Source organism: Kordia zhangzhouensis (genome assembly GCF_001005305.1).
In the GTDB taxonomy this organism is placed as follows: Bacteria; Bacteroidota; Bacteroidia; order Flavobacteriales; family Flavobacteriaceae; genus Kordia; species Kordia zhangzhouensis.
On record NZ_LBMH01000003.1, the window covers coordinates 611,804 to 626,106 of the forward strand.

The following is a 14,303-nucleotide window of genomic DNA, read 5'->3' on the forward strand; positions in this document are numbered from 1 at the left end:
TACCCGCCATTTGCTTGCTATTACTACGATGACTGATTTTTAACATAGATATCATGTATCTAATTTACTTTTAAACTACTTACACAATCATGCTTCATTTTTTTGAAAAAAACCAACCAACAAAAATGTTGTTAACGCAGGTAATACCCAACCAAAATCATATACTCCCAACGGAATGGCTTCTCTAAAAGTAAGCAACCAATAGTTTTCAGGGTAAAAGAATGTGATAGCATCAGCCAAACCAAAGAGAAATGTGACTAAAACAACTGCTCTGTATACAAATGGTGTTGCAAATTTTTGTGATACAATATTTAAAAAGATTAAAATTATAGCTATCGGGTAAATAAATTTTAATACAGGTATTGCAATCATAATGATATTATGAAAGTCCAGCTGTCCAACTATTACTCCTATAAAACAAGCAATAATTGCTGTAAAAATGTATGCTTTTTGCGAACCTCTACACAGTTGCTTAACGTAATCGGAAGTTCCTGTTACTATTCCAACAGCCGTTGTAAAACATGCCAAAGCGACCAATACACTTAAAAATGCAGTTCCAATATTTCCTAATGTAGCAAGACTGATACCTCTTAGCAAAGTAGCGCGCTTCATATCGCCACTCATATTCATATCAATTTGGATTTCATTTGTAAAATAAGAGCCCAATAAAATTAATCCCGCATAGATAGCAAAAAGACCGAAACCAGCTATCCAACCCGACTGAGCAATGAGTCGTTTCTTTGCTTCATATGAATGATGTCCTTTTAAGTTTAAAGAAATAATGATTACGCCACCAATAACAATAGCACCAATAGCATCAAAGGTTTGGTATCCTTCTAATAGTCCTACAAACAAAGGGAATGTATCCATCGAAGAAGATGTAACAGCTTCATGTGGCATAGCAAGTCCTATTCCAATAATCAATAATAAAATCATTACAATTAATGGAGTTAAAAACTTCCCTAATAAATTTAAAATTTTCGAACGATTCAACACAAAAACCAACACCAAAGCAAAGTAAATACTACTAGTTACCAATGCGCTTGTTCCAAAATTAGGGTATATTGAAATTTCATGTGTTGCAGCAGCAGTTCTGGGAGAAGGAATTGCAATCGCAATTATATAAATTATAATACAGAACGTTGTGCTAAAAATTGGAGATACTTTTTTTCCAAAATCATATATAGAACCCTGCAACCGTGCATGAGCCAAAATTCCAAATATAGGAATGATTACTGCCGTAATCATAAAACCAAGAGTAACCCAAGTCCATTGAGTTGTTGCTTGATATCCTAAAAGTGGCGGCAATAATAAGTTACCAGCACCAAAAAACATGGAAAATAACGCAAAAGCGGTAATTAATAACTCTTTATTTTTTGACATAAATTGTTTTTTTAAAACCAATCACTAACCAGCTTACAATAATATATATAATAGCTAGCATGAGGTGTATAAATTTTATAGTTGCTGCTGCAAATGCCAAATGCGTCCAAAGCGATTTCACATCTCCATAATACAATAAAAGTAAAGCCGCATTTTCAACCATATCTAAAAAAGCTGCTAGTATTACCATACGAATCATAATAGTTCCTAATCGAAACCCCAAGCCATCTTGCGATTTCCAACACTTTTTTTGAGTATGACCAATAATTAAACTCAGCAGTAATGCATACGTGATAATAAAAATATAATCAAACCACAAACTCCACTCTGCCGATAATATTGCATTTTCAGTTGTTTGCCAAAGCGTTAAGATTTGTAATGCTTTTTCGGGTGTTTTTGCCAATTCGAAAGAAACAATTCCCAAAGGAGTAATTTCACTTTTTAACGGCTCATCAAAATGTATCATACAGCTAGCTGCCAACAAAAAAGAAGCTATTGTTAGGACGAACAGCCTTTTTTCGGCTGTGACTGAGAGTGTTGAAAAAGTTCGTATAAACATTTTGACCTTGAGGTTTTACAACTAACGAAAGATACATATTTTTGCCAGATGCAACAGTTTGTGAATTATAAAAATAGTGAAATTGCATATTCCGTTTCTGGAAATGGAAACGCACTAGTATTACTACACGGTTTTTTGGAAACTAGTACTATGTGGGAACCGTTTGTGAAACAACTTTCCAAAACTCATAAAATCATAACCATCGATTTGTTAGGACATGGAAATACTGCCTGTATAGGATATATTCATACGATGGAAGAAATGGCAGAAACGGTGTTTGCTGTGATAAAAGAATTACGTTTGCGTAAAATATACATTGCAGGTCATTCTATGGGTGGTTATGTAGCGTTGGCTTTTGCCGAAATGTTTCCTGATTATGTAAAGGGATTATGTTTGATAAATTCTACATCACGAGCCGATAGCGAAGAACGTAAAAGAAATAGAGATCGTGCCATCGCAGCTGTCAAATACAATCACAAACAATTCATACGTTTGGCAATTTCAAATTTATTTAGACCAAAGAACCGGAAAATTTTCGCCAAAACTATAAAAGAAATTAAAAAAGAAGCGCTTACAACTTCTCCTCAAGGAATTGTTGCTGCTTTGGAAGGCATGAAAATTAGAGAAGACAGAGAAGTTCTGTTGCATTTTACTCCGTATAAAAAGATGATGATTATAGGAAAACGAGATCCTATTTTAAATTACGAGCACCTTTTAGAACAAACAGAAAATTCATCTGTAGACGTGCGTATTTTTTCAGATGGTCATATGAGTCACATAGAACATAAAGAAGACTTACTGATTTCTTTAAAAGATTTCATCAAAAATTAACTTTTTTTCCTATCAGATAAGCACAAAAACACTCTTTAGTAAGAAAATACTTTTTTATTGATAAGATTTTACAATTTTAATAGAAAGAATTTATTTTTTAACATACCGTTAAACTTTTAAAACTGTGTCGTTCATCTAAAAAACCAGTCGCTTCATCGGATAAATGACTGAGTTTATGTATATTCGAACTAACCAAAAAAACTTACTTAACCTACTTATTCTAATGGAAGATATGAGCATAAAAACTACTTTTTCTTTAGGAAAAATTTATTGTAACTTTTTCGGACATCGCTACCGAATAACCAAAAAAATCACTTCTCACATCAATGAATATCAATGTATGCTTTGCAATTGTGAAGCCACAAATGATGATAAAGGGAAATTAACACAACTTACACCTCAACTACGAGACATTAATGAAACTCTTACATTGTTACACCAAAAAAAGAATCATGCTTTTTTAAACTCGTAATCTCTGTATGTATTATTCGTTCATCGCATTCCAACCTTGCGCTTTTAAGGCTATCTTGGTATTAGCTCTCGTAATTAAGTGTATGCCTTCGTTGGCTTCTGTCATATGACCTATTACCGTAAGGTTAGGATTTGCTTTAATTTTTGGATAATCTTCTTGACGAATTGTAAACAATAATTCGTAATCTTCACCACCACTCAACGCAATGGTTGTACTGTCAAGTTCAAATTCTTCACATGTTGAAATAACTTGCGGATCTAATGGAATTTTTTCTTCAAATAAATTACAACCAACGCCAGATTGCTTGCATAAATGCATAATTTCAGATGACAACCCATCACTTATGTCAATCATAGAAGTAGGTTGTACTTCCAATTCTTTCAATAATAATGGAATATCTTTTCGAGCCTCTGGTTTTAACTGACGCTCTATAATGTATGAATACATATCCAAATCAGGTTGATTATTTGGGTTTACTTCAAATACAGATTTTTCACGTTGTAATACTTTCAACCCTAAATATGCGCCACCAATATCACCCGTAACAACCAACAAGTCATTTTCTTTGGCTCCATTTCGATATGTAATCTTTTCTTCAGCAACTTCACCAATAGCTGTAACACTAATCAACAATCCTTTTGTGGAAGAAGTAGTATCTCCTCCAACCACATCTACATTATAAATTTTAGCTGCTAATTGAATTCCTGCATACAATTCTTCTAAAGCTTCTAGAGGAAAACGATTGGAAACTGCAATTGAAACCGTTACTTGTGTAGCCGTAGCGTTCATAGCATAAATATCAGACAAGTTTACTATAATCGCTTTATAACCTAAGTGTTTTAAAGGCATGTAACTCAAATCAAAATGAACACCTTCCACTAACAAATCGGTAGAAACAACTACTTTATTAGATTTAAAATCTAAAACAGCAGCGTCATCTCCAATTCCTTTGATTGTAGAATTCTGTGTGATTTTAAAATTTGCTGTCAAATGATCGATTAAACCAAATTCTCCTAAACTCGCTAAAGATGTACGTTCTTCATTCTTATCTTTTAACATGTTCCACTAGTATTTATTACGTTAAAATTGTATTTTGTTCCACTGTTTTTAAAGCCTCGATCACTTAAAAACGCAAAATTAGCCAAAAAAATGACACGTATTGCACGAAACCTACTCTTTGTTCTTGCGCTTTATTGTAATTCCCTTTCCTTTGCTCAAGTAACTCCGTGTACAAATGGTTTTGCTGGAGCTTTTCCATGCAATGGATATGATTTACTTTCAAACATACCAAAATCTACACTCAGTAATGAAGACGGAAGTGACATTTGGGGATGGACAGATTCCACTACCAACAAAGAATATGCTTTGATAACATTTGAAGATAAAACTTGTTTTGTTGATGTGACCGACCCTGTAAATCCAATCTACCTAGGAAATATCCCTACAAATGCAGGAGTAAATTTTTGGAGAGATATCAAAGTTTACAATAATCACGCTTATATTGTGGCTGACATTGTTGGAAACCACGGAATGCAAGTGTTTGACTTGACACGACTACGAAATGTAAACAACCCACCGCAAACTTTTGTTCCTGATAACGTATTAACAGATGTAGGAAGTTGTCATAATATTGCAATTAATGAAAGCACTGGCTTTGCTTACTTATTAGGCTGCAACACATATAGTGGCGGACCTCATTTTGTAGATCTTTCCAATCCCGCCAATCCTGTTACAGTTGGCGGTTATGCTACAGACGGTTACACTCACGACGCACAAATTGTTACTTACAATGGTCCAGATACACAACATACAGGAAAGGAGATTATGATTGCTAGTAATGAAAATGAAATCGTTATTCTTGATGTAACAAACAAAGCCTCTGTAACAAGACTCTCTAGTATTGATTATGTAGATGTAGGTTATACGCATCAAGGTTGGTTATCAGACGACCAACGTTACTTCTTTTTAGGCGATGAAACAGACGAAATTGATTTTGGATATGCCACACGAGGGCTTGTTTTTGACTTCTCTGATTTGGACAACCCGAGTTTTGTAACGACTTTCTTAGGAAACTCCAATGCAATTGATCATAATTACTATACACATGGAAATAAACTATACCAAGCTAATTATACCGCAGGATTACGTATCTTAGACATTAGCAACCCTTCTAATGTAACAGAAATCGGTTTTTTTGATACGCATCCCGAAAACAACAATACAACATTTTTTGGAGCGTGGAGTGTATACCCCTATTTTGCTAGCGGAAATATCATTGTAAGTGATATTGATAGAGGATTATTCGTTATAAGAGAAAGTAATACGTTAACAACTAAAGAACAAACAATAACGGAATTTTCTATGATTCCGAATCCTGCGTCTAATAACACGCTCATTTCTGCAAGCAATAATCAAAAAATAAAAAAAATAGAGGTGTTTGACATGCTTGGAAAAAAGATAGTTTCTTATGAAGCATTACACGATGATCAATTCCAATTGCCTGTTGCAAATTTTCCGGAAGGCTTATACATTATTAAAATAAATGAATCGTCGTCTCAAAAACTAATAGTGAATTAGCGAAATAATTTGCTTTAAAATTCATTTACATGAAAACTTTCAAATACATTCAATACGCCTTTATAACAACCCTATTTCTGTATGGATGTTCCTCTGATGATCATTCGACACCTACATCTCCAATATCTGGAGAGATTCCAAACTCAATTGCCTTTCCTAATGCTATTATTTGTGAAAATGGTATGGCAGGTTTGTATCCTTGCAATGGTTATGATTTAATGAAACATTTGCCTTTAAGTACATTTGGAGCTGTAAGAGGAAGTGATTCATGGGGATGGACAGATTCCCAAACCGGAAAAGAGTATGCACTTATATGCACTGATGAAAATACTGCATTTGTTGATATTACGAACCCTACATCTCCTATTTATCTTGGGTACTTACCAACCCAAACTGTAGCTAGTAATTGGAGAGATGTAAAAGTATACAATAACTATGCATTCATTGTAAGTGAAGCTCCTGGTCACGGAATGCAAGTGTTTGATTTGACACGGTTACGAAATAGTGATAATGCTCCGCAAATATTCACTACAGATGCTTGGTATGATGGTTTTGGTAGTGCTCATAATATTGTAATTAACGAACAAAGTGGCTATGCGTATGCTGTAGGAGCAATGACATTGGACGATTCTACATTTTCATTTAATGGTGGACCTCATTTTGTAAATATTCAAAACCCTACCAACCCAGTAGCTGCTGGCGGATATGCAGACGATGCGTACTCACATGATGCACAAGTTATTACTTATAATGGTCCCGATACAGAACATGCTGGAAAAGAATTGCTCATCGGCAGTAATGCAAACGAAGTAATTATTATTGATATTTCCGACAAAGCAAACCCAATTCAGTTATCTACAATTACCTACACAAATATTGGCTATACGCATCAAGGTTGGTTTACAGAAAATCAACGCTATTTTATATTAGGAGACGAATTAGACGAATTAAATTTTGGGTTCAATTCACGAACAGTAGTTTTTGACCTTCAAGATTTGGACAACCCTGTAGTACACATGACATATACAGGGCCAACCGAAGCAATTGATCATAATGGTTACACCAAAGGGAATCAATTTTTCTTAGCAAATTATTCTGCTGGAGTACGTGTAATCGATATCGCTCAAATTAATGGGAATCAAATGCAAGAACAAGGTTTTTTTGATACTTTCCCTGCAAATAATGAAGCTGTCTTTAGTGGTGCATGGAACGTATATCCTTATTTTGAAAGTGGAAACATTATCATAAGTGACATCAACTCAGGTCTTTTTATCATTCGAAAAAATAACGAACAATAAATGCTAAAAAAATACACATACCTTCTAAGTTTATTATCATTGTTCATCGCTTGTTCGTCTGATGATAATAATACTGTAACTCCCCATCCTGAACCTTCCGTTTTTTTAGGCCAAATTGACTGGATTAAAACAATTGGAGGAACTCAGGAAGACAATGCGCAAGATATAACTCATACTTCAGATGGCGGATTGGCAATTATTGGGTATACCAAAAGTATCGATGGTGATATTTCTGATCACGTAACCGAACAAAATGATTATTGGGTAACACGGTTAGACGCAAATGGTTCTATTCTTTGGAGTAAAACATATGGTGGTTCTGCAGATGATCGTGGAGAAGCTATCAAAACAACCAATGATGGAGGTTTTATCATTACTGGTTATAGTAGAAGTGCTGATGAAGATGTGTCGAGCAATAATGGTTTTTATGACCAATGGATTGTAAAACTGGATGCTAGTGGAAATATTCAATGGGAAAAAAGCATTGGCTATTCAGGAAGTGATCAAGCTTTTGACATTATTCAAACCAACGATGGCGGGTATCTTACAACAGGTTTTTTAGATATTACCGCATCTGGCGGACAAGGAAACTTCGGAAGATCTACTAGTATTGGAGCTTTTGAAAACCCTGAACATGGAGTTGGCGAATTTTGGTGTCATAAATTAGATGCTAATGGAACAATTATTTGGAGTCGTTATTTTGGCGGCACTAATAACGATAGGTCCTATGCAGTATTAGAAACCTCAAATCATCATTTTATCCTTGCAGGTTCTTCAGAAAGTACTGATTTTGACATTACAAACAGTAAAGGAAGCTATGACTTTTGGGTTGTCAAATTGGCTCCTAACGGCGACATGATTTGGCAGCAATCGTATGGTGGCTCTGGAATTGATATTGGATATGATATTACCCATACTGAAGATGGAAATTATATTGTAGTAGGTGATACAAGAAGTGCTGATGGTGATATTTCAAACTTAAAAGGATCGGCTGATTTCTGGGTTATTAAAATCAATGATACCGATGGATCTCTTATGTGGGAGCGAACCTTTGGAGGAAGCGACTTTGATTCAGCAAGAGCAATTACTCCTTTGCAAAATGGCGGATTTGCTATTGTAGGTAGCTCAAAAAGTGATGATACTGATGTAGAAACCAATTATGGGCAAAACGATTTTTGGGTAATTAAAATAGGAAATGATGGCACACTTCTTTGGGAGAAAAATTTTGGAGGTTCACAATTAGATATTGCGTTTGGAGTTACCGAAACAAATAATCAAAAATTAGTTGTAATTGGAAGTACACAAAGTACAAATGGAGATATTGTGCAAAACAAAGGTGTTAAAGACGCGCTACTTATCCAAATAAAATAAAAAATGAAAAGAAATATATATACATTATTAAGTATTTTTTTAATGCTATTATCGTGTAATAACGATGATAGTTCTTTATCAAAATCAACAATGCAAATAACATTTGACAATCGTATTTCTGCTGAGCAAGATCTTGTATTAGGCACCACAACGTTTGTAAACCAAAACAATGAAAATATAGTGACTAATGAATTGAAATATATTATTTCGAACATCACATTACGTACCGACAATGGTACTACATTCGAATATCCCAAAGAAAACTCTTATTTTGTCATTAATGAAGCTGACCCAAGTAGTTTGACAATAAATTTATCTGAAATCCCTGTTGGCAATTATACACATATTTCATTTGGAATTGGTGTAGATCAATCGGAATACCCTTTAAATGGTCTTCTTAATTTTATCCCAACCGCCCAAGAAGCTCAAATGATCTGGAATTGGGCTGCGGGTTATATTTTTATCAAATTTGAAGGATCTTTTACACCACAAAATGGCACAGAAAGTCCTTTCGTAATTCACGTAGGAAGCCATGGACAAACATTAGATAATTACAAATTCATCACACTTCCACTAGAAAATACGTTAGAGGTTTCTTCTGGAAATAATGCGACCGTAACTATTCAAACTCATGTTGAAAAAATTCTCGATGCATCAAACTCTATTAAATTATCTGAAACTAACAATATTCAAGTAGACCCTGTAAATGCACCCAAAATTGCAACAAACTTTGAAAGTGCATTCCAAGCCAATTAAAATACTACAAACTGTAGTACTCCAACTATCCCATAATTAGTATTTTTAGAGAAACGTACGTTTCTCTAATGAAAAAAATCATTCTATATAGCGTTTTTTGGTTGAATTGTTTTGTGCTAAATGCTCAATACTGGACCAAACAACATTTTAATGTAGAAAATGGCTTGCCTAACAATTACACGTTTGCTGTAACGAAATTTCAAGATGAAATATATGTTGCTACAGATGGAGGTTTGGTTACTTTTGATGGGACACATTTTAAAATTCAGAATAAAAAAGAAATTCGCTACCCAGTATCACTACTCAATGCTCATGATAGTATACTATATATAGGCTCATGGCTTGATGGAATTGTAACTACAAATGGAAATAACATCAAACATATATATCCAGATCGCATCAATAGAATTTTAAAAACAAACAATAAACACCTTGTATACAACACATATCAACGAGAAGCTCTTTTGCGCATAAAGAACGGACATCAAGTAGATACTATTGTAGACTTACAAAACACAAATCCAAACCGACGCATTGCAATAGATGATACATCCATTTACGTTGCAGAAAAAGAGTTCATTTATGTGTATAATTGGCTAGGAAAAAAACAATACGAATTTCCTCATCAAACTACAGCAACAATTGAAACCTTATTTGCTATAGATAATCTTTTATTTATTGGAGATCAAAAGGGAAATTTATCTTGGTTTTCTAAAAAAGGGGCAACTAAAAAATTATCCCATCATTTTGAAAAAATTGCTGCTATAAAAAAAATGATTCCTTACAAAAAACAGCAATTTTTAATACAACTGAATCATCGAGCAGAACAAAATAGTCTCTGCTTGCTAACGTTTGACAATGAGTATTCAAAAATAACAGACATCACTCCGATATTAACCATCAACAATGGAATAAGTGATGTTTTTGTAGATAAAGAAACAATATATGTAGCAAGTTACGGCAATGGACTTTACAAATTATTTCCCTCACTTATCAAGTCCTACCATAAAAATGAACATCAGCTTACTATTCCAAAATTTATATATGAAAATGACAAAGGAAATATGATTTTTGCCACTGAAAATATATCATACCTTTTAAAAGAAAATGATTCATTCATTCAACAAAAAAACCCGTATCGTCTCAATGACATTTTTCAATTTAATGGTAAACATTATTTTTCTTCTCATGCCAACTTGTACGATAGTCGAGCTGAAAAAATAGCAAACACTCGTATGAATGCTATTTTATACGCCTCAAAAAATGATACTATTTTTTATTCTAAATATTGGTTAAGTCGTTATCATAATGGTGAGCGAGAAGATATTCATTGTATTCATTATAAGAAAAAAGACAAAAAAATAAATACCGGAATCCTATTTGGACAAAATATCTATGTAGGAACACAAAATGGCATCAAACTCTTTCAAAAAAACAATGCCGACGTGTGGGTTGAAGAGCAAGATTCGCTACTGCAAAACTACTTCAAACAACGTGTAATCCGAAAAATTATATCACAGCAACAAAAATTGATTATTACAACTCCCTATGAAATATACTCTTATGATGGTTTACAAATTTCTTCGTTACAATTTACAACAGAAGACATATTCATTAACGATGTTTTTATAGATACACAAAACAGAATTTATTGTGGAACGAATAAAGGTTTTTGGGTGCTTACCAACAATTTCAATTATCACTTTACTACGCAAAATGGCTCAAATTCAGATAATATTTATTCATTCTATCAAGATTCCAAAGGAATAATTTGGATGATTTCTGGCAACGGCATTATGAAATTCAATCCAAAATTATTAGATGTCACTCTTCCTCCTTCTATGGAAATTGTCCAAAAAAATATTCATAATGATCATGTTTCCATACAGGTACAAAGTAGAACCCGAAATTTCCCGGAAGCTGTTACAATTCAGTACAATATTAATAATTCTGAATGGCGTAATTTACCTAGTAAAAACCTAGAATTAAGCAGCTTAAAACCTGGAGATTATAATATTGCTTTTCGAGGAAAACAAATCAATAGCGAATGGTCTCTTCCTGAAAAAACACAATTTATCATTTATCCAAAATGGTATCAGATTACTGCTATCAAAATTAGTATTTTTAGCACTATTACTCTATTACTATTAGGTTTTTTGTGGTATCGGTTACGTAGTATCAAACATAGAAATGAAACACTATCTAATGAAATTGAACGACGTATTTTTTTAGAGCACAAAGTGGAAAATCTTCGTGAAGAAGTGGCGCGTGATTTTCACGACGAAATTGGAAACAAAATCGCTTCTGTTATTGGGCTTTCAAACAACCTAAAACATGCTGAAAAAATTACTTCTCCTAAAATTGATAAAATAGCCGATCTTTCCAAAGAAGTATACCACACTGCAAAAGATTTTGTTTGGTCTCTAAATCCTAAAAACAATAACATTGAGAGCTTGTGCAAGTATTTGAGAGATTATGGAGAAAACTTTTTTGATCTTTTTGACACTATCGATTTTTTATATTTAGAAATTAACATCGCCCCTGTAGAAATATCATATGTAAAAAGTAGAAATATCATTTTAGCATATAAAGAAATTTTAGGAAACATCCTAAAACACGCTCACGCAACTAAAGTCGTTTTTAAAGCCTATTGGGAAGAACCCATTTTTACAATTCAGATTCAAGACAACGGAAATAGTTTTGACCCTTCAAAAACGTACAACGGGAATGGATTAAAAAACATCCAAAAACGAATGGAAACCATACATGCTTCCATGATAATAAACACTTCTAATGGTGTAACCTACACATTTTCCATGAATCTAAAAGACGAAAAAAATTAATACAAAATTTTATGACTAAAAGATACATCTCTATTATTGAAGATAATGACATTTTCAGAGAAAACTTGACAGCATACATACAACAATTAGATCGCTATTTTTTGCTAGGTACATATGCTGATTTTGAAACTGCCTTTGACGATTTTTCCTCTGGAAATCACCCTGATATCATTTTAATGGACATCGGATTGCCTGGCAAAAATGGAATTGAAGGAACACAGATAATCAAGCAACACTTTCCAAAAACAGAACTTATAATTGTCACTGTTTTTGAAGATAGCAATATGGTATTTGAAGCCTTAAAAGCAGGCGCATGTGGTTATTTAACCAAAAGTTTAGGGCTCCCTGAATTGACCAAAGCTTTAGAAGATCTTGAAAAAGGAGGTGCTCCCATGAGCAATAAAATTGCTAAAATGGTCGTCGAGTCTTTTCAATTAAATCATCATGATAACACCTTATCAAAACGAGAAAAAGAAGTGCTTACTTTACTCGCCAAAGGAAAAACATATAGCACTATTGCCGATGAATTATTTGTTTCAAAAACGACAGTGCGTACTCACATTCGCAATATTTATCAAAAATTACATGTAAACTCTAAAGCAGAAGCTATTCGATTAGCGAACGAAAAAAAAATGATATAAAAAACTCACAGAGTGCATAAACCTAAAAAAGCGCACATCTGTGAGTTATAACACTATACTACTACCAAAAAATCTAGCAATACCATGAGTTGCATCCAACACATTCAGTTTGTGTTTTATAAGTTGGACACACACTAAATCTTGACTCTCTACAAGTTGGCCCGCCAATAGTACTACCAGCTACACCTCCTAAAATTTGGTCTGTTGTCAAATTAGACACTAATTGCTTCTTTAAATTCAATCCTGTTTTAAATTCTTGTTTTTTCATAATTTCTATGTTTTTGATATAGTCAAAAGTAATTTCTATAACAGCGCAGCGAATCATTCATTTTGTAGGATTTTTGATTTTAGATAATTGGGAGTAATTGCTATTGCTTGTCAAATCAAAAGACATTTAATACTTTAGCAAAAGCTATGAAACTCAATTACTTTACATACATATGTTTGGTGCTTATTTGCATGAGTTGTAAAAATGAGCCCTATGAAGAAATTCCTTCCTCCCAAGTTGGAGAATTTCAAAATGTCTTGCTTGATTTTACAATTCCTTCCAACTTTCCCCCTTTGATGTATGATATAGAAAATAATCCGCCTACTGAAACAGGTTTTGAATTAGGAAGACGTTTATTCTATGAAGGCCGTTTGGCTTCTGACAATGTTGTTGCTTGTGGTTTTTGTCACATTCAAGAATTTGCCTTTACGCATCACACTCATATTGTAAGTCACGGCGTTGACGGTGCTATTGGCTCTAGAAATGCACAACCGTTACACAACCTCGCATTCAAAAGTGAATTTACCTGGGACGGCGCAGCTGGTCATTTAGACCTACAACCCATTATTCCAATTACTGCCGAAGTTGAAATGAATGAGACATTTAGTAATATCATTGCAAAATTACAATCACACCCAGATTATCCTACATTATTCCAAGAAGCATTCGAAAATGGAGAAATTAATGCTGAAAACATCTTAAAAGCGTTATCACAATTCATGATTATGATGGTTTCTTCAAACAGTAAATATGATAAATTTCGTCGCAACGAAGGGAATATTACGCTAACTCCTAATGAAATGCAAGGCATGGAACTATTCCAACAAAAATGTACTTCCTGTCATGCTGGCGAACTATTTACGGATGGATCATATCGTAATAACGGCTTGGCAATAGATTCACAATACAATGATATTGGGCGCGCACGTGTTACAGGTCTTACAGAAGACAACTATAAATTTAAAGTTCCTAATCTGAGAAATATTGAAGTTACATTTCCATATATGCACGACGGACGTTTTGCTACATTAGAGGACGTTTTAGAACACTACAGAAACGGAATTACAGACTATGACAATCTTGACAATTCTCTTCGTCAAACCAATGGTGTATTAGGAATACCGATGACAGATGAAGAAAAAGATCGCATTATTGACTTCTTAAAAACACTTACAGATACTGATTTTATCTTTGATCAACGATTTTCAGAATTCTAAAATTACTTCTTGATTTTACTCAAAAAATCTCTTTCAATAATTCAAAAATTCCTCTATTTCCTTTCTCTAACAGAACATCATCAAAAA

The 14,303-nt window shown here is 33.6% G+C and carries 13 protein-coding genes; 9 read left to right on the forward strand and 4 right to left on the reverse strand.

The window, feature by feature from the left end; translation table 11 throughout:
• Positions 1 to 87: 87 nt before the first annotated feature.
• Positions 88 to 1,383, reverse strand: coding sequence for a branched-chain amino acid transport system II carrier protein (gene brnQ / locus AA088_RS06095; protein WP_046744041.1), 1,296 nt, complete (start codon positions 1,381 to 1,383; stop codon positions 88 to 90).
• Positions 1,370 to 1,942 (reverse strand): hypothetical protein, encoded by a 573-nt coding sequence (locus AA088_RS06100; RefSeq protein WP_156168438.1) that lies wholly within the window; start codon positions 1,940 to 1,942, stop codon positions 1,370 to 1,372. Before AA088_RS06100 ends, brnQ begins: the two co-directional genes overlap by 14 nt.
• A gap of 48 nt (positions 1,943 to 1,990) precedes the next feature.
• On the opposite strand from AA088_RS06100, the gene AA088_RS06105 reads away from it, so the two are divergent.
• Both AA088_RS06105 and AA088_RS06110 read left to right on the forward strand, forming a co-directional pair.
• Positions 1,991 to 2,773, forward strand: a complete 783-nt coding sequence (locus AA088_RS06105) for an alpha/beta fold hydrolase (protein WP_046744043.1) — start codon at positions 1,991 to 1,993, stop codon at positions 2,771 to 2,773.
• Between the two features lie 175 nt (positions 2,774 to 2,948).
• Positions 2,949 to 3,245: a hypothetical protein gene (locus tag AA088_RS06110; protein WP_241483388.1), complete on the forward strand. Its 297-nt coding sequence runs from the start codon at positions 2,949 to 2,951 to the stop codon at positions 3,243 to 3,245.
• Positions 3,246 to 3,257: 12 nt separating this feature from the next.
• Here the strand turns inward: AA088_RS06110 and thiL are convergent, their stop codons facing one another.
• Complete coding sequence (gene thiL, locus AA088_RS06115; protein WP_046744044.1) at positions 3,258 to 4,304, reverse strand: thiamine-phosphate kinase; 1,047 nt, start codon at positions 4,302 to 4,304, stop codon at positions 3,258 to 3,260.
• A 90-nt stretch (positions 4,305 to 4,394) separates the two neighbouring features.
• Between thiL and AA088_RS06120 the strand changes: the two genes are divergently transcribed.
• The 6 genes from AA088_RS06120 (at position 4,395) to AA088_RS06145 (ending at position 12,731) form a co-directional block, all read left to right on the forward strand.
• Positions 4,395 to 5,822 carry a choice-of-anchor B family protein gene (locus AA088_RS06120; RefSeq protein WP_046744175.1) on the forward strand — a complete coding sequence of 476 codons (1,428 nt, stop codon included), beginning with the start codon at positions 4,395 to 4,397 and terminating at the stop codon, positions 5,820 to 5,822.
• 29 nt (positions 5,823 to 5,851) lie between these two features.
• On the forward strand, positions 5,852 to 7,120 hold the full coding sequence (locus AA088_RS06125; protein WP_046744045.1) for a choice-of-anchor B family protein: 1,269 nt from the start codon (positions 5,852 to 5,854) through the stop codon (positions 7,118 to 7,120).
• Positions 7,121 to 8,491, forward strand: coding sequence for a hypothetical protein (locus tag AA088_RS06130; protein ID WP_046744046.1), 1,371 nt, complete (start codon positions 7,121 to 7,123; stop codon positions 8,489 to 8,491).
• Positions 8,492 to 8,494: 3 nt separating this feature from the next.
• On the forward strand, positions 8,495 to 9,247 hold the full coding sequence (locus tag AA088_RS06135) for an MbnP family protein (protein ID WP_046744047.1): 753 nt from the start codon (positions 8,495 to 8,497) through the stop codon (positions 9,245 to 9,247).
• Positions 9,248 to 9,315: 68 nt separating this feature from the next.
• On the forward strand, positions 9,316 to 12,090 hold the full coding sequence (locus AA088_RS06140) for a sensor histidine kinase (protein ID WP_046744048.1): 2,775 nt from the start codon (positions 9,316 to 9,318) through the stop codon (positions 12,088 to 12,090).
• An 11-nt stretch (positions 12,091 to 12,101) separates the two neighbouring features.
• Complete coding sequence (locus tag AA088_RS06145; RefSeq protein ID WP_046744049.1) at positions 12,102 to 12,731, forward strand: response regulator transcription factor; 630 nt, start codon at positions 12,102 to 12,104, stop codon at positions 12,729 to 12,731.
• A gap of 73 nt (positions 12,732 to 12,804) precedes the next feature.
• On the opposite strand, the gene AA088_RS06150 is transcribed toward AA088_RS06145, so the two are convergent.
• On the reverse strand, positions 12,805 to 12,999 hold the full coding sequence (locus AA088_RS06150; RefSeq protein ID WP_156168440.1) for a hypothetical protein: 195 nt from the start codon (positions 12,997 to 12,999) through the stop codon (positions 12,805 to 12,807).
• Between the two features lie 146 nt (positions 13,000 to 13,145).
• On the opposite strand from AA088_RS06150, the gene AA088_RS06155 reads away from it, so the two are divergent.
• Positions 13,146 to 14,216: a cytochrome-c peroxidase gene (locus AA088_RS06155; protein WP_046744176.1), complete on the forward strand. Its 1,071-nt coding sequence runs from the start codon at positions 13,146 to 13,148 to the stop codon at positions 14,214 to 14,216.
• Positions 14,217 to 14,303: the final 87 nt, after the last annotated feature.